The organism is Borrelia sp. HM (genome assembly GCF_019669085.1).
Taxonomy (GTDB): domain Bacteria; phylum Spirochaetota; class Spirochaetia; order Borreliales; family Borreliaceae; genus Borrelia.
In genome coordinates, this window is the sequence record NZ_AP024401.1 from 432,782 (window position 1) to 450,734 (window position 17,953).

The following is a 17,953-nucleotide window of genomic DNA, read 5'->3' on the forward strand; positions in this document are numbered from 1 at the left end:
ATAGGAGCAAAATAAAAATGCAAGTAAAAATTTATGTGCTTGTAATTGAACCTTCTTCTACTAATAGAAAGGCTATATCAGATATTATAAACTCATCTTCAAACCTTGAAGTGATTGCCACTGCAGCTAATGGAGACTTTGCTCTTAAAAAACTTAAAAAATATCCAGACGTAGTATTACTTAGTTTAGAAACAGAAACAATCAAAGAAATTGCTTTTTTAAAAAAAAAGCAAAATATAATTGACAAGCTTCCTGTTGTTATCCTATCATCATGCCAAGAAATAGCAAAAAATGCTCTCTTAAAAGGTGCTAATGATTTCATAATAAAAACTGATGATAAATTAAAATACATAAAAGATAAAATTATCAATTTACTCTCGGTTTATGGTAAAAAGACTATAAAAAACAAAATTATCACAAATATCAACTTAGAAGTCAAAAAAAATAAATCACTAACAATAAATAATGAAAAAGAAAAAAAGCCAACCCCTATAAAATTAACAGATAAAAATCTAATACTTAAAAAAGAAAAAATTGATAATAAATATTTTAATCAATCGAAAATAATAAACGAAAAAGATTTAAAAAAATTGCAAACCAGAAAATTCGACATAGTTGTTATTGGAATATCTACAGGAGGCCCTGCAGCACTAAAAAAAATACTACCAGAAATTCCTAAAAATTTTCCTGTTCCAATAGTTATTGTTCAACATATGCCAAAAGGATTCACTTCAGAGTTTGCCAATAATCTTAATAATATATGTGACTTAGGTGTCAAAGAAACAACTAATCAAGAAATACTCCAAAAAGGATTCATATACATAAGCTCTGGAGGATATCACACAAGAATAAATAAAATTAATGGAAAATATAAAACAGAGGTATTTGATGCTGAAAATGTAAACGGACACAAACCTTCTATCGGGGTACTCTTTAAATCAATATCAGAAAATGTAAAAGAAAAAGCAATAGCTTTAATAATGACTGGAATGGGAAGTGATGGCTCTAGAGAAATTGGAGAAATTAAAAAAGCTGGTGGATTAACTATCGCACAAGATGAGCAAAGTTCAGTGGTTTTTGGAATGCCAAAAATAGCAATAGAGGAAAATAATATAGACTATGTAGTTTCAATAAGTCATGTGATAAAATTATTAAAGGCCATCCTTCTTGATGGTTAGATTTTTAAAGACAAGGATAACATTTGGACATCAAAAAAGATAATATCGAAAATCATTTTTCACATGTAAGAACTATTGATATATCTAATAATAAAATATATGTACTAGGAACGGCACATGTATCAAAGAAAAGTTCGCAAGAAACAGCTATTTTAATTGAAGAATTAAAACCAGACTTTATTGCTGTAGAACTTGATGAAGCTCGATACCACAAAATTTTAGAAACAGATGAAAATGAAAAGTGGCGTAATTTAGATATATATAAAGTTATAAAGCAAGGAAAAGCATTTTTATTAATAGTACAAATTATTTTAAGTAATTTCCAAAAAAAACTGGCAAAAGAACAAGGAATTAATCCTGGTGAAGAAATGAAAACAGCTATTCTAAAAGCTAAAGAACACAACATACCATTAATACTTGCAGATAGAAAAATTGAAATAACTCTAAAGAGAGCCTGGAACTGTGTTCCAATTTTTGAAAAAGCCAAAATAATATCACATCTGTTTTCATTCTCAGATGTAAAAATAACACAGGACGAAATTGAAAAACTTAAAGAACAAGATGTTCTATCAAATATGATGGAAGAACTTGCAAAAGAAATTCCTACTGTAAAAAAAATTTTAATTGATGAGAGAGATGAATTTATAGCAAGTAAAATACTTGAAGGTTCAGGAACAATCTTTGCAGTCGTTGGCGCCGGTCATGTAAAGGGAATAATAGAAAACTTACAAAAAATTAAAGAAAATAAAAAAATTATCAATATTGATATTCTTAATTCTATACCTAAAAATACTTTCTCAATAAGTAAATTAATATCTTGTTTTATAACAATATTAATTGTTTCACTAATAGCAAGCTCATTTTACTTTAAAGGATTTTACTTTGCCTATAAAAATTTAGAATCCTGGATAATATGCAACTCTTTATTTGCAGGACTTGCTGCTCTTTTATTAAGAGCTAACATAATAACAATACTAACAGCAGCAATTGGTGCTCCAATATTTTCTTTAATCCCATTTATCGGAACTGGAATGGTTGCAGGTCTTGTTGAAGCTTACATAAATAAACCAAAAATAAAAGACTTTGAAAAACTGCAAGAGGACTTGGTTAATATAAAAGGATATTTTAAAAATAAAATTACAAAAATTTTACTAATAGTATTTTTTGTAAACATTGGGTCTGCAATTGGAACAATTGTTGGACTTAAATTCTTGTTAAATATTTTTAGATAAACAAACACCAAAAAATAAAAATAAGAGAATATAGGAGTGATATTATGAAACTTGTTTTTTTAGGGCCTCCAGGTTCTGGAAAAGGTACAATTGCTAAAATACTCTCAAGTAAACTTAATTATGATCATATTTCAACAGGAGATCTATTTAGAGAAAATATATCAAAGTCCACACCTCTTGGTAAAGAAATCGAACAAATAGTTGAAAATGGACAATTAGTACCTGACGCAATTACAATAAAAATTGTTGAAGATAAAATTAATACCCTTAAAAATAAAAACAATTTTATTCTTGATGGATTTCCCAGAAATATCAATCAAGCCAAGGCTTTAGATAATTTTTTAAAAAATATTCAGGTAATCAACTTTTTACTTGATGAAAGTATATTAATAAAAAGGCTTTCTGGAAGGAGAATATGCCAATCATGCGGAGGAATATTTAACATATACACACTACCTACAAAAGAAAAAGAAATCTGTGATATTTGTAAAGGTGTCCTTTTTCAAAGAAAAGATGATAAAGAAGAATCTTTAAAAGTTAGACTTAAAGAATATAATCTACAAACAAAACCACTAATAGATTTTTATTCAAAGAAAAATAAAATTAATAATATAAGCGCATCAAAAGATGTTGATGAAGTAGCAACAAATTTAATGGAAATTATAGCAAAAAACCAAAAAAATTAATTTGAAATCAATTACTCTAATATATTTTTTAAAAGAAAATAAGATATAATTAAGCATGTGTATGAAGGTAAAAACTTATATTTTAAAAAAATCTTTAATAGTTTTAATGCTATTACAGGCTGTTTCAATTTATTCAACAAAAAAACAAGATGACATGAGTTATTTTTACATTGACTTTCAATCGGCTTATTATCCTCCAAATGCACTTGGAACCTATTGTGGAGGCGAAAGCAAATTTTCTCCAAGTTTTATAACTCCTCAATTTGAGTCCGTAATACCAGAAGAGCAAATTTCACCTAGTTTTTGGGGAGCTATTAAAACAATATCACATTTAGGATACAACACATCTTTTAAGCTTTTTAATGATCCTAATTCACTTTTATTTAAAGATAATAAAGTAACTATGGATTTTAAAATTGGGCTCTCACCTGTTACTGCACTACTTAAAGGAAAAATCTATTTTACTCCCATTGCATTTATAAATTTATATGCAGGAATTGAATTGGGACTTGGTTGGCAAGCATTTGGATTTAAAGGTACTGGAGTACATATTGGAGATGGACAATATTCAAAAAACGTTGAGTTTTACACTGAGATAACAGTAGGAGGTGGTAGGCTACAGTTTGATCTAAATGCTATATTTGATGGAGACTGGACACATATTATTACAGTAATTGGCAATGATGTTATGTATATAAACAATCCACAGGCAAATTATAATCAACTTTGGAAACACAACGCTGATGAAGGTAAAAATATAAATGGATTTATAATCCTACCTTATGCAGCATTGATCTACAAAATGCCATTATTCTCTTTCAATATGATTGGACTTCTATATGAAGGAAAAACGTATATTGGATATGCACGAAAAATCAGTACAATACAAAATAAAGGATGGGGAAGTGATTTTTTCTATCATAATCTTTCTTTTGTGACAAAATTTAAAATCATTGAAAATTTAGACTTAGACTTGCTACTTAAATTTTCAACTGCGCCTATTTATACAGCAGATACAAATGGAATATCTGATATCTCTAAAAGAATAGCAACAGGTAATTCATATATTTATTACGATTCTATTGGATTATCTTTAAATTATAAATTTGGACTTCATCCAAACTAATATTTAAACTGATTTCGACCAAAAATTTTAGCTTCATATAATTTCTCATCAGCAAGCTTAATGATATTAGTAAAATTAGTATTATAAGGAATTTGTTCAGCAAGTCCAATTGAAACTGTAACAAAATTAGAAATACTACTGTACTCATGAACTATCTCTAAATTCCTAATCTCTTCAATTATTATGCTGACAATCTCAATCATCTCTTCTAAACTTTTATCTATGGAAAATAAAATAAACTCTTCACCACCATATCGAGCAATATCTATCTTATATCTAAGAGCAATTTTATTTAAACTCTTTGCTATCAACTTAAGACACTCATCACCATTGGTATGCCCATAATTATCATTATATTTCTTAAAGTAATCAATATCTAACAGTCCAACAATGACGTGTTTTTTATGTTCTAGAGCTTTCATCCAAAATTTAGCAAATTTATCTGTAAAAAACCTTCTATTAGGAATCTGAGTAAGACCATCAATTCTTGCAAGATCTTTAAAATAATCCCTAAGCCTTTTAAGTTCAAGGTGAGTTTTAATTCTTGCATCAATAATCTTGCTATTAAAAGGTTTTAAAATATAGTCCACTCCACCAACATTAAATCCCTCAAGTTGAGCATCAATAGAATCTCTTGAACTAATAAAAATTATAGGAATGTCTCTAGTCTCAGGATCATTCTTCAACCTTTTACAAACTTCATAACCACTTAAATCTGGCAGCAATACATCAAGAAGAATCAAATCAGGATTAGCAATTTCAACTTGTTTTAGAGCATCAAACCCATTCAATGCAACTCTAATCTCATAATCATGTTGCAATATACTTATTAATAAATCTAAATTTGTGGGAGTATCATCCACAAGCAACAATTTTTGAGGCTCATTTGAAATTTTTTCAAAATTATCTAAAATCATACCTTGAATCATGACTTTCTTATCTTATTATCACTCATCATGCGTTTAACAATCTTAGAACTTTCTTCAAATTTATATAATTTTAAACATTTAATAAGAGAATCAAGTAACATAATACCATTATTATCTAAACTATACTTTTTAAGAATCTCAAGTATCTCTCTATATTCTTTTGGATTCCTATTATTTATACCATTTAAAAGCTTTTGCATAAGACTTAAAAATTCATCGTTGTTTTTAAATTTTAATTTTTCTTGAGCTTGATCTTCAAGAACACATAAAATGCTAGATTTTATGTTCTCAATAAGTACAACCAAATCTTTACGCACATTAGAATATAAAACTCTTAATTCCTCAATCGAACCTGAACCTATTTCAATCTGTTTAAAATTCTCAAATAAGCCACTGCGCATATTACCAAGAGCCCCAGCAACTGAATGTGATAAACTCTTTACTAATTCTATGTCATTTCTATTAAAAGCTTCATCTAAATCACGAAGAAGATTATCAATCACACCAATAAATCCACTACATAATTCAACATATATATCATATGAAATATTTAAATCTCTTAAAGCCGCATTAACATCTAAATTAGGTAAATCAGGAAGCCTGTCAAACTTATTGTTGTTTACAATCTGATTATTTTCAACCTCAATATAAAAATATTTTTTTAATATGCATTTAATGGAACTAATATGTATTGGTTTGGCAAGATAATCATTCATTCCACTCTCTAAACACCTATCTTTATATTCTCTTAATGCATGTGCAGTTACAGCTATCAACACACATGATCTTAAGTTATTCTGAATTTCGAATTTTCTAACCTCTTTAGATACTGTAAATCCATCACAATTTGGCATTCTTATATCAATAAAAGCCATATCATATCTATTAATTTTTAAAAGTTCAATAGCCTTAAATCCATCATCTACAATATCAATAAAATCTTCTTTTATACCTATAACAATCAAAATATTTTTTAAAATTTTTTGATTAATTTCATTATCTTCAGCTATTAAAATTCTAACATTATTTTTAAGCTGAAAAGGCATGGATTCACTTATTATAGGAACATCTATAATTGGACCATTTACAATCCAATCAGAATAAAAATCCCATCTTTTAAATGGTTTTTGAATATACTCATATTTCAAATCACCAATTTTATCACTATTTAAATAGTGTAATACAAATACTATTTTTATATTAGAATTTAAATTTCCAACCTTATCAGCAAATATAATACCTTCTTCCAATCTAGAATCATCAACGTTTACAAAAATAAAATCATAATAGGGATATTGATAACAAGCTTTATAAGCATCATCATAAGAATAGAAATAATTTATATTATCTTTATAATCAAATACCTCACTTATGCTTTCAAATATCTCAACTGCCCTTTTACTTAAAACCACACTTAAAATTTTTTTATTCTTTACTAGTTCTAATCTATTTAATGCTTTATCTTTAATTTTGTTACCTAAAGTAAAGGGCAACATAAATGAAAAAGTTGTTCCTTTGCCTATTTCACTATCAACTGTAATGCCAGGACCGCCCATTAAACTAATAAGTTTCCTAGATATTGCAAGCCCAAGACCAGTACCCTCATATTTTTTTGCATCAGAATCATCTCCTTGCTTAAATAATTCAAATATTGTTTGCATGTCACTCTTTTTAATCCCTTTACCAGTATCAGTTACTTTAAACTCAATAGTAATAATTTTATTACCATTATCATTTTGTGTACTGCATATCAATTCATAATTTAAAACTATGAGTCCATCTGTAGTAAATTTAAAAGCATTGCCTATTAAATTAATAAGTACTTTTTTAAGTCTGGCTTTATCTCCTATTAAATAGTTCTCCAAATCTGATTTTGAATAAAAAATAAGATCGATCTTTTGTTTTGCACTCTGAGACTGGAAACCCTTTACAATACCTTCAATTTCATGTTCCAAATCTATTTCATTATTTTCAATATATATTCCGTTCATATCTATTTTAGAGATATATAATATCTCATCAATTAAAGATAGCAATGAAATAGATGAATAGTTGATCATCTGTACATACTCTTTTTGAACACCCAAAAGATCAGTATTTTCTAAAAGTTCAGCAGCTGCTATTATGCCATTAATAGGGGTACGAATATCATGACTCATGCTTGCTAAAAAAATAGTTTTTGCAGCAATAGCATCCTCAATAACTTTTTTCTTGCTAATTGCAGAAGAATACATTCTTTTACTAAATACTATTTCATTCCACAAATTAAATAAGAAAAATATTAAAATAGTAAAAATAAACATACCAACAGTTAACGCTGCTATTCCAGACTTCTTTAGCAGTATGTCTTTAGAATTCTCATGAATATTAAAGACCCAGTCATCAAAATATAATTTATTATCAATATTCGTACAAAATAAGATCTTTTGTATAATCCTTCTTAAAATATAATCCTGGTTATAAACTGCAATATTTAAATCCAATTTTAAATCTGACATAGTAATAATTTTCTTAATATCTCTAATATTTAAATCCTCAAAATTAACAGTAGCAGTATATTCATCACTAATAATACCATTAACCTTTCCTCTATAAAGAAAGTCTAAAGCCTCGTTAAAACTATCCACTTGAATTAGTTGTTTACCTAACTGATCTTCCAATTTTTTTGTATACAAGAAGTTAAGTATTGCAAGACGATCAGATGAGTGAGAGGAATATAGTCTTGCTCTATTTGAAAAAATATGTAATGGAATTCCTGAAATTGCTTTAATGTTAAAAACATAATCTGAATTTGATTCATCCAAATTAACAGACAACATGTCTATATTTCCTAGTTTAATCAATTCCTCAATCTTCTTGCTCTGGCTAACATTTATAATATTGAAATCTAAATTAGTAAGTTTTCTTATTTTCTTAATTAACCACTCATTTACTCCTTTATAACGACCAGAATCAGAAAAGTCAATAGGATACCAATCTTTAACAGCAAGATTTAATTTTTTATTACTTAATAACCAAATTTTCTCCTCAATATTAAAACTACTACTACTATTTATGTGACCATGACAATTACTGCGATAATCTTCAACCTCTTCTTGATCAAGCCAATTTTCATCTATTTGCAAAAAAGTATCAAATAAAATGTTTTTAGATAATGCATTAATCATATATGAATAAATTTGCAATTTTTTATTATTGGTAGCTAATACTAAAAACTTTTTCCTATTTAAACTGAGATCTTGAAATCTTAATATATTATTGTATCCATGCAATTTTGACAAATACCTTGTAGTAATTGAATTTTCTATAAATCCATATGAATTATTTACTACATATGAAAAATTATTTACTATATCTGTATTCTTATCTAGGTGAATATCATTTAAATTGAAATCAATAATTTGTGAATTTATTACTTTATTACTATTTCTGGCATTTGTAAGATACAAATTAAAATTAAGTGAATATATGGGAAGGGTTGTTTTATAGTTTTTAGAACTTAAAATACTGTCATTTTCAATAATTCCACCCCAAACAGATACGTCCTTATCATCTATACCTCTTTTAATGCTTTCCTTTGGAAATCCTATAAATTTAACTGAAAACCCATATTCTCTAGCAAGAGTATCCCATAAATCAATTAAAATTCCTGAAAATTGACCTTTATCATTCACAAAACTCAAAGGGGGATAATCATTATATATTCCTATATCAAGCTTAAATAAATTAAAAGACGCATATTCTTTTTTTGAAAGAGATTTCATATAACTAAACAGATCAATATCTAAAAATTTCAAATGATTAATAGCATTTTTACTAATGGCAGTTCTTATACCAAGACTATAAAAATGTTCGGATTTAAAAACTTTCATCGAAGATGAATGAAAAGAATTATACCATATACTAGATAATGATTTATAACTTCCATATACTAAATCAATCTCGTTATTTTTTAATGCCAAAAGTAATTTTTCAGTATCTGTAAATGAAAAAACATTATCAATATGAACATGAAATTTTAAAATATCTTCATATATAGTATTCTTGACAACACCTACTCGTAACTTGTCTGATAAAAATGTATTAAAAGATTTATTGCCTTTTTTAGTATCATAAATGAATGAAGAAATACATTTTCCAATTTCATTTTTAAAGTAAAGATATTCATTTAAATTTGAATTATAAGTCAATCCTAAATAAACAACATCATCTTCAATTTTATTTTTGTCAAGATAATTAATACATTCTGTACTAATATCACAATTATGATCTTGAGCCCATTTACCTATAAGATCGAAAATCATTCCAACTATTTTACCTTCTTTATTTTTATAATAAAGAGGATAATATTGATCTACAAGTTTAAATTTTATGGTTTGCTTAGCAAATAGATTAACATGAGATAAAAAAAGTACAAATAAAAAAGTAATTAAACTACGCATAACTTATAATATATAGACTTACAATAAATATTAATATGAAATGAAAACAAAAAACCCTGGCAATAACCTACTCTCCCGCGAACTCGCAGTACCATCAGCGAATAAGAGCTTAACTTCTGTGTTCGGAATGATAACAGGTGTTTCCTCTTTTCTTCAATCACCAGGGTGCTTTTTTATAAGGAAGACAAAAATATGGTCAAAGATTCGGGTAATTAGTATTAGTCAGCTTAATATATTACTATACTTACACTTCTAACCTATCAAACTGGTATTCTTCCAGAACCCTAAATAGGATATCTCATCTTGAGGAAGGCTTCCCACTTAGATGCTTTCAGCGGTTATCCCTTCCGAACGTAGCTACCCAGCACTTACCCTTGGCAGGATAACTGGTACACTAGAGGTTCGTCCATCTCGGTCCTCTCGTACTAAAGATAGTTCCTCTCAAATATCCAACGCTTGTGGCAGATAGGGACCAAACTGTCTCACGACGTTCTGAACCCAGCTCGCGTACCGCTTTAAATGGCGAACAGCCATACCCTTAGGACCTGCTCCAGCCCTAGGATGCGATGAGCCGACATCGAGGTGCCAAACCCTTCCGTCGATGTGAACTCTTGGGAAGGATAAGCCTGTTATCCCCGGAGTACCTTTTATTCGTTAAGTGACGGCGCTTCCACTCGCTACCGCCAGATCACTAAGACCTACTTTCGTATCTGCTCGACTTGTCAGTCTTACAGTTAAGCTACCTTATGCCTTTACACTTACAGAGTGATTTCCAACCACTCTAAGGTAACCTTTGCGCACCTCCGTTACTCTTTAGGAGGCGACCGCCCCAGTCAAACTACCCACCTGGCACTTTCCTCATATCACTATGAGTTAGAAACTTAATTAAACAAGGGTGGTATTTCAAGGTCGACTCCACTACCCCTAACGAGATAGCTTCAAAGTCTCCCACCTATCCTACACATATTTAATCAAACTTCAATACCAAGCTATAGTAAAGGTTCACGGGGTCTTTCCGTCTAACCACAAGTAATCGGCATCTTAACCGATACTTCAATTTCACCGAGCTCCACGTTGAGACAGCGTCCAAATCGTTACACCATTCGTGCGGGTCGGAACTTACCCGACAAGGAATTTCGCTACCTTAGGACCGTTATAGTTACGGCCGCCGTTTACTGGGGCTTAAATTCAATGCTTCGCTTTTACACTAACATCTCCTCTTAACCTTCCAGCACCGGGCAGGTGTCAGTCCCTATACTTTTCTTTGCAGATTTGCAGAGACCTGTGTTTTTGGTAAACAGTCGTTCGGACCATTTTTATGCTACCTAATCTCTTAGGTCATACTTATCCCGAAGTTACGTATGTATTTTGCAGAGTTCCTTAACGTGGATTCTCTCGAGCGCCTTAGAATTTTCATCCCACCTACCTGTGTCGGTTTGCGGTACGGTCCCTTATAGCCTAACCTTAGAAGTTATTTCTTGGCACCTTGACTACCTACATTTCATACTGCCTAAACAGTACTCATCATCACATCTTAGCTCTTTTAGCGGATTTGCCTACTAAAATCAACACCTTAATGCTTAAACTAGGACTACCATCGCCTAGCAGTAGTTAACCTCATGCGTCACTCCAATCGAAACTATAAGAGGTACGGGAATATTAACCCGTTTCCCATCGACTTCGCTTTTCAGCTTTGCCTTAGGGGCCGACTAACCCTGGGAAGACGACCTTTACCCAGGAAACCTTAGGTTTTCGGCGAATGGGGATCTCACCCATTTTTTCGTTACTCATACCTGCATTCTCACTTCTGATACCTCCATCAAACTTCTCAGTTTAACTTCTCAGGCTTACAGAACGCTCCTCTACCACTCTAACCTAAATTAGAGTCCAAAGCTTCGGTAATGTATTTAGCCCCGTTACATTGTCGGCGCTTAAGTACTCGACCAGTGAGCTATTACGCACTCTTTAAAGGTATGGCTGCTTCTAAGCCAACCTCCTGGCTGTTTACGTACCTAAACCTCCTTTTCCACTTAATACATTTTTGAGACCTTAGCTGTTGGTCTGGGTTGTTTCCCTCTCGACTATGAACCTTATCGCCCATAGTCTCACTCCTATTCATCATGCAGTAGCATTCGGAGTTTAACTGAGTTTGGTACCCTTTGACAGGCCCTAGCTCAATTAGTGCTCTACCTCTACTGCACTAAAATAAGGCTGAACTTAAATCCATTTCGAGGAGAACCAGCTATCTCCGAGTTTGTTTAGCCTTTCACTCCTATTCACAGCTCATCTCTGCCTTTTTAAACAGACTAGAGTTCGGCCCTCCACTTGGTTTCACCCAAGCTTCAGCCTGGCCATAAATAGATCACTCGGGTTCGGGTCTACCACAACTAACTAAATCGCCCTTTTAAGACTCGCTTTCGCTAAGGCTCCAGCACTACTATGCTTTAACCTTGCTAGCCATGGTAACTCGCAGGTTCATTATACAAAAGGCACGCCATCACCATGAATAATCATGGCTTTGACTGCTTGTAAGTCTACGGTTTCAGTTCTATTTCACTCCCCTCCCGGGGTTCTTTTCACCTTTCCCTCACGGTACTCTTCACTATCGGTAGCTTTATAGTATTTAGCCTTGGAGAGTGGTCTCCCCAGCTTCAGACAGGGTTTCTCGTGTCCCGTCCTACTTAGGAACATCTTTAAGAAGATATTTAAATTTAAATTACAGGGCTATCACCTTCTTTGGCTAACCTTTCCAAGTTATTCTTCTATATAAATATTTTGTAACTTCTCAGCTTATTACAGACTAAGCTCCAAGTGTCCTACAACCCTCTAAATGCAACGCTCTGCAGCTTGACACATTTAAAGTTTAGGCTACTCCCCTTTCGCTCGCCACTACTTAGGGAATCTCTTTGATTTCTTTTCCTCAGGGTACTTAGATGTTTCACTTCCCCTGGTATAGCCTTTACTACTTACGCAGTAAATAATTAGCATCTAACTAATTGGATTACTCCATTCGGTGACCTTGGGATCATAAAATGTTTGCTTCTCCCCCAAGCTTTTCGCAGCTTACCACGACCTTCTTCGCCTTAAAGCTCCTAGGCATCCACCATAGACTCTTTATTACTTTGACCATATTTTTATCTTCCGTCTCTAATTTGCCAATCGTTTACACAACATAAACTAATATATACGTTTAACTTTACTATGTCAATAGTATTATTGAACTTTTCACTAAATAATTTTTTTAGAAATTAAATTACACTATTAATTGATAAATATAAATATATAGATAAAAACATAATTAATACTACAAATGTACTTATTTACCTGAAATAATTATAATTAACATAGAATTAGTACAAACGACACTGCAAAATAAAATATATCGCAGAAGAAAAAGAAGAAGATAAAAAATATATAATTTATATCAAATAAATAAGATATCTACCTTAAGTACAATAGAGTAAAAATATTTAATACCTCAAAATTCTTCAGACAAAATACCACCTAAAATGAGTTAATATCAAGATTAAAAAACTCAATTAAAAACTTTGCAACACCATCTTCATCATTATCAAATATTGTAATTTCGTTGTTTGGTAACTTAGCCTTAATGCTATCGTTTGCATTTTTCATGACAATTCCTTTACCAACATTCTTCAACATCTCATAATCATTACCGTTATCTCCAAATGCTAAAATATCATCAATAGAAATACATTCAAATAAAGCAACATTTTTAACAGCATTATATTTATTAGCATCAATACTTGTAACTTCTAAAAGATTTTGTGCAGAATAGAATACACTTATGTCTTTCAAATTTTTTTCTCTAATTTTATTTTTAAACTCTTCAAGTCTAGATAAATCATGAGAATAACAAACTATTTTAGAAAAAGAATCTACTTCAAGCATAGAAAAGTCTACAATAATAGGCTTTAACCCTAAATTTTCAATAAAATAATTCATAATTGGACTTCTGACCTTTCTATCAGAATACCAATCATTAAGAGTATAAAGGTTAATATCAATTTCTTCCCTATTGATACTAAGAATTTCCTTTACTACATCACAATTTATCTTATATCGCAAAATTAAATTATTTTTAAAAAAAACTTCAGCTCCATTTGCAAGAATAACATAGCCCTCATCGATTTTCACTTCTTTAAGTTGCAGCAAAACATCTTTTACTTCGTATAATCTCCTACCAGTAGCAATAATGATATTAAAATCATCTCTTAATTTTAAAAGAACCTTAAGCGTCAACGGTGTAATTTTATGATTATTATTAAGCAAAGTTCCATCAAGATCGAAAACCAACATTTTATACTTTTGATAATTAGCATTCATTATAATACTCTCTTTCTTAATAAAGAATATCATATAAAGTAGATTATGAATCATAATCTTGACTTGAATTAAATTAACAAAAAAAATATAATAATCTCAAAAGGTTAAGGTAGAGGGTTAAATATAAAATTGAATGAATGATGAAATTTCAACTTTATTCACAGAAGAAAAAATAAAAACCAAAATTCAAAAATTAGCTCAAGAAATTAGAAGCTACTACAAAGACAAAAATAATGTGGTTTTTATAGCAATCCTTAAAGGTTCTTTCATGTTTTTTGCAGACATTGCAAGAGAGATAGGGTTAAATGTAAAAATAGATTTTCTTCAAGTTTCAAGTTACCATAATAAAACTCAATCCTCATTAAAAGTATTAATAAAAAAAGATATTGATGTTAATATAGAAAATAGTTATGTCATAATCTTTGAAGATATTATAGATACTGGACTAACATACACAAAAATCCTTGAACACTTACAAAGAAAGAATCCCAAAGAAATTAAGATTTGTACTCTTTTTAATAAACCATCTAGAAGGTTAACAAAATTAAATATAGACTATACAGGATTTGAAATTGATAATCATTTTGTAGTCGGATATGGTATTGATTTTAATGAAAAACATAGAACTTTAAAGAATGTAGCAAAAATAAATAAATAGGAGATATAAATGTCAATTTATGCAGTGATTGGTACTCAGTGGGGTGACGAAGGAAAGGGCAAAATAATAGACTTTCTCTCAAAAAAGTTAGATTATGTGGTAAGATTTAATGGAGGCAATAACGCAGGACATACAATCATTGCTAATAATAAAAAATTCATCTTTCATCTCTTACCATCTGGCATTTTACAAGGAGCAAAATGCATACTTGGACCAGGTGTAGTAATTGACCCGTTTATTCTAATTGAAGAACTTAAAATACTCAAACAAAATAATATAAATACAGAAATATTGATAAGCGACAAAGCCCATATAATAATGCCTTACCACATTAAAATTGACGAACTTAGTGAACAAAGAAAGGGCATTTATAAAATTGGAACCACAAAACAAGGGATTGGACCTTGTTACGCTGACAAAATCAATAGAATAGGCATAAGAGCTGTTGATTTACTTAACATAGATATTTTCAAAAAAAAACTAAAAATAAACTTAGATGAAAAAAATGAGATTATAGAAAAAATTTACAATGACAAACCCTTTAATTATGATTATATTCTTAATCAATATAAAGAATATATAGAAATACTTAGACCTACAATTACGAATACAGAAGAAGTATTAAAATATATCATAAATTCAGGTAAAAGTATCTTAATAGAAGGTGCTCAAGGTACAATGCTTGATATTGAACATGGAACTTTTCCGTTTGTAACATCAAGCAATACATTGATTGCATCAGCAACAGGATGTGGCATTCCTATGTCAAAAATCACACAAAAGATTGGAATAGTAAAAGCATTCTCATCAAGAGTCGGTTCAGGAACCTTTGTAACTGAGATACTAGATTCCATTGGAGATGACATCAGAGAAAAGGGACAAGAGTATGGTTCGACAACAAAAAGACCTAGAAGAATTGGTTGGCTGGATCTCTTAGCAATAAAAAAATCTATTTATCTTAATGAACTCAATCATTTAGCTTTAACTAAATTAGATATACTAAATGATATTGAAGAGCTTAAAATTTGCACAGAATATGAGCTAAAAGGAAAAAAATACAATTATATACCTTCTTCTTGTGAATTACTTGAAAAAGTTAAGCCTATATACAAGGTTTTTAAAGGATTTAAAAAAGACATTAAAAACATTAGTAATTATGATGATTTGCCTATTGAAGCTAAAGATTATATTGAATTTATAGAAAAAGAAGTTGGAGTTCAAATTTCAATCCTGTCTCTTGGAGCAGAAAGAGAAAAAACCATTTTTAGGAATAAAAAATGGATGAATATATAAATCCCTTAAAATCAAGATACTCAAGTAAAGAAATGCTATACATTTTTTCACCAAAATTTAAGTACACCATATGGAGAAAATTGTGGTATAACTTAGCTTTGGTACAAAAAGAATTAGGAATAGATATTAGCAAAAAACAACTTGATAAACTATATAAACATATTGAACACATTGATTTTGAACTTGTAAAAAAATATGAGGACAAATTTCAACATGAAGTCATGGCACATCTTTATGCTTATGCTGATTTAGCTGGTGAGGATGCTAGAAAAATTTTACACCTTGGTGTTACAAGTGCATATTTAATGGATAACACAGACTTAATCCAAATCAAAGAAGCTTTATTACTTATTAAAAATAATTTACTAGTCTTAATCAAAAACTTAAAAAAATTTTCAATAAAGCATAAAGATTTGGCAATACTTGCATATACTCATCTTCAAGAAGCACAATTAACAACTCTTGGCAAAAGAAGTAGCTTATGGCTTCAAAGTCTAATTTTCGACTTTGAAGAGCTCAATTTCATTTTGTCTAATATGTGCTTTAGAGGAGTAAAGGGAACGGTTGGAAATCAAAGTAGTTTTAACGCACTGTTTTCTTATGACTTTGAAAAAGTAAAAAATTTAGATATTAATCTAACAAAAAAAATGGGTTTTGAAAAAGTTTATAAAATAACTAGTCAAACCTATGACCGTAAATTTGATGCATCAATATTAAATTTTTTAAGTAACTTATCTCAAAGCGCACATAAGATTACTAACGACATTAGATTTATGCAACACCTTAAAGAAATTGAAGAACATTTTGAAACAACTCAAATAGGTTCATCAGCAATGCCTTATAAAAGAAATCCTATTTATAGTGAAAGGATAGCGTCTCTTGCTAAGTTTGTTATGAGTATACAATCAAGTGGTGGATTTATAGCAGCAACCCAATGGCTTGAGAGGACTTTAGATGATTCAGCTTGTAAGAGAATAAATATTCCCCAAGCATTTTTAGCAGTTGATGCTATTTTAATATTATTAAATAAAATATTTAGTAATATCAGAGTAAACAAAAAAATAATTGAAAAACACGTAAAAACAGAAATGCCATTTATACTAACAGAGGACATATTAATGAAAGCAACAAAAAATGGTGGTGATAGACAAATATTGCATGAAAAGATAAAAACTTATTCAATGCAAGTAAAAGAAAACCTCTATTTAGGAAATACTGACAATAATTTAACTAAGCTAATCATTAATGATGAAAATTTTAAATTAACCTCTACAGATATAGATGAAATTTTAAATTCAAATGAAAATATAGGTTTTGCATCATTGCAAGTAGAAGAATTTATTAACGAAATAGTTGTCCCTATTCTAGAAAAAAATGAAAAATAATAACTAATATTTAGAAACAAATTTATTATTCTTTATATAAAATCTCCAAAGCTTGTTTGCATATTCTTCACCTGCATAGTCAACATTTATCCTCTTTGAACATGAAACTTCAAAATCAAAAGATAAGCCTCTCTTTAAAAAAAGTTCACAGTTATTAATAAGATCTATTTTATTAAACTTTAAATCGATATTTAAAAACTTAGTAAGTTTACCAGGTCCATCAGTCAATATTTTATTAAAATTTAATGCTGGTGAAATAGGTTCAACACCTCTGATTAAAATAGCATGGGGATTATGCTCATTAGACACTACAACATTTAACATATAATGCATGCCATAAATCATATAAATATAAGCATATCCTCCAATATTATACATTGCACTTGTACGACTTGTTCGCCTACCTCCATACGCATGGCAGGCTTTATCTGTTAAACCCATATATGCTTCAGTTTCAACAATTCTTGAGACAATCTCCTTACCGTTTATATTTCTAATCAAAAAGTGTCCAAGTAAAGATTTTGCAACAATAACAGCATCTTGCATAAAAAATTCTCTATCCATTGATAAATTTTAACCCAAAACGAAATTCAAATTCAAAAACTATAATAATTAAAACAAATATTAATAAATAATTAAAAACAGTATTGTAACAATAATATAAAATAAATTGCATA

At 29.8% G+C, this 17,953-nt stretch carries 11 protein-coding genes and 2 rRNA genes; 7 read left to right on the plus strand and 6 right to left on the minus strand.

What is annotated here, in order from left to right; genetic code table 11:
• Window positions 1–17: 17 nt before the first annotated feature.
• From K5563_RS02035 to K5563_RS02050, 4 genes are all read left to right on the plus strand, one after another.
• Entirely contained in the window at window positions 18–1,178 is a 1,161-nt protein-coding gene (locus tag K5563_RS02035) for a chemotaxis protein CheB (RefSeq protein ID WP_221037346.1), read from the plus strand.
• 23 nt (window positions 1,179–1,201) lie between these two features.
• Window positions 1,202–2,410: a TraB family protein gene (locus K5563_RS02040; RefSeq protein ID WP_221037347.1), complete on the plus strand. Its 1,209-nt coding sequence runs from the start codon at window positions 1,202–1,204 to the stop codon at window positions 2,408–2,410.
• A 44-nt stretch (window positions 2,411–2,454) separates the two neighbouring features.
• The gene (locus K5563_RS02045; protein ID WP_221037348.1) at window positions 2,455–3,096 is read left to right on the plus strand and encodes an adenylate kinase; all 642 of its coding nucleotides are present in this window, start codon (window positions 2,455–2,457) and stop codon (window positions 3,094–3,096) included.
• Window positions 3,097–3,157: 61 nt separating this feature from the next.
• Entirely contained in the window at window positions 3,158–4,222 is a 1,065-nt protein-coding gene (locus K5563_RS02050; protein ID WP_221037349.1) for a hypothetical protein, read from the plus strand.
• Here the strand turns inward: K5563_RS02050 and K5563_RS02055 are convergent.
• From K5563_RS02055 to K5563_RS02075, 5 genes are all read right to left on the minus strand, one after another.
• A complete protein-coding gene (locus K5563_RS02055) occupies window positions 4,219–5,139 on the minus strand; it encodes a diguanylate cyclase (RefSeq protein ID WP_221037350.1) in 921 nt (306 codons plus the stop codon). The genes K5563_RS02050 and K5563_RS02055 overlap by 4 nt on opposite strands.
• 8 nt (window positions 5,140–5,147) lie before the next feature.
• Window positions 5,148–9,593, minus strand: coding sequence for a transporter substrate-binding domain-containing protein (locus tag K5563_RS02060; protein WP_221037351.1), 4,446 nt, complete (start codon window positions 9,591–9,593; stop codon window positions 5,148–5,150).
• A gap of 54 nt (window positions 9,594–9,647) precedes the next feature.
• Window positions 9,648–9,758: ribosomal RNA gene (gene rrf, locus K5563_RS02065) — 5S ribosomal RNA — on the minus strand.
• Between the two features lie 27 nt (window positions 9,759–9,785).
• Window positions 9,786–12,721: ribosomal RNA gene (locus K5563_RS02070) — 23S ribosomal RNA — on the minus strand.
• Between the two features lie 376 nt (window positions 12,722–13,097).
• Window positions 13,098–13,940 carry a Cof-type HAD-IIB family hydrolase gene (locus K5563_RS02075; protein ID WP_221037748.1) on the minus strand — a complete coding sequence of 281 codons (843 nt, stop codon included), beginning with the start codon at window positions 13,938–13,940 and terminating at the stop codon, window positions 13,098–13,100.
• Between the two features lie 133 nt (window positions 13,941–14,073).
• On the opposite strand from K5563_RS02075, the gene hpt reads away from it, so the two are divergent.
• From hpt to purB, 3 genes are read left to right on the plus strand one after another with little or no spacing between them, the layout of a single operon-like run.
• Complete coding sequence (gene hpt, locus K5563_RS02080) at window positions 14,074–14,598, plus strand: hypoxanthine phosphoribosyltransferase (protein ID WP_221037352.1); 525 nt, start codon at window positions 14,074–14,076, stop codon at window positions 14,596–14,598.
• 9 nt (window positions 14,599–14,607) lie between these two features.
• A complete protein-coding gene (locus tag K5563_RS02085; protein WP_221037353.1) occupies window positions 14,608–15,891 on the plus strand; it encodes an adenylosuccinate synthase in 1,284 nt (427 codons plus the stop codon).
• Window positions 15,876–17,276, plus strand: coding sequence for an adenylosuccinate lyase (purB, locus tag K5563_RS02090; RefSeq protein WP_221037354.1), 1,401 nt, complete (start codon window positions 15,876–15,878; stop codon window positions 17,274–17,276). The genes K5563_RS02085 and purB overlap by 16 nt, the downstream gene beginning before the upstream one ends.
• A gap of 3 nt (window positions 17,277–17,279) precedes the next feature.
• On the opposite strand, the gene K5563_RS02095 is transcribed toward purB, so the two are convergent.
• Window positions 17,280–17,840 (minus strand): DNA-3-methyladenine glycosylase, encoded by a 561-nt coding sequence (locus tag K5563_RS02095; RefSeq protein WP_221037355.1) that lies wholly within the window; start codon window positions 17,838–17,840, stop codon window positions 17,280–17,282.
• Window positions 17,841–17,953 lie beyond the last annotated feature (113 nt).

Coding starts and splice junctions, on each gene's coding strand:
- K5563_RS02055 (WP_221037350.1), bottom strand. CDS start 5,139: ATGATTTTAGATAATTTTGAAAAAATTTCAAATGAGCCTCAAAAATTG.
- hpt (WP_221037352.1), top strand. CDS start 14,074: ATGAATGATGAAATTTCAACTTTATTCACAGAAGAAAAAATAAAAACC.
- K5563_RS02045 (WP_221037348.1), top strand. CDS start 2,455: ATGAAACTTGTTTTTTTAGGGCCTCCAGGTTCTGGAAAAGGTACAATT.
- K5563_RS02095 (WP_221037355.1), bottom strand. CDS start 17,840: ATGGATAGAGAATTTTTTATGCAAGATGCTGTTATTGTTGCAAAATCT.
- K5563_RS02060 (WP_221037351.1), bottom strand. CDS start 9,593: ATGCGTAGTTTAATTACTTTTTTATTTGTACTTTTTTTATCTCATGTT.
- K5563_RS02050 (WP_221037349.1), top strand. CDS start 3,158: ATGAAGGTAAAAACTTATATTTTAAAAAAATCTTTAATAGTTTTAATG.
- K5563_RS02035 (WP_221037346.1), top strand. CDS start 18: ATGCAAGTAAAAATTTATGTGCTTGTAATTGAACCTTCTTCTACTAAT.
- K5563_RS02075 (WP_221037748.1), bottom strand. CDS start 13,940: ATGAATGCTAATTATCAAAAGTATAAAATGTTGGTTTTCGATCTTGAT.
- K5563_RS02085 (WP_221037353.1), top strand. CDS start 14,608: ATGTCAATTTATGCAGTGATTGGTACTCAGTGGGGTGACGAAGGAAAG.
- purB (WP_221037354.1), top strand. CDS start 15,876: ATGGATGAATATATAAATCCCTTAAAATCAAGATACTCAAGTAAAGAA.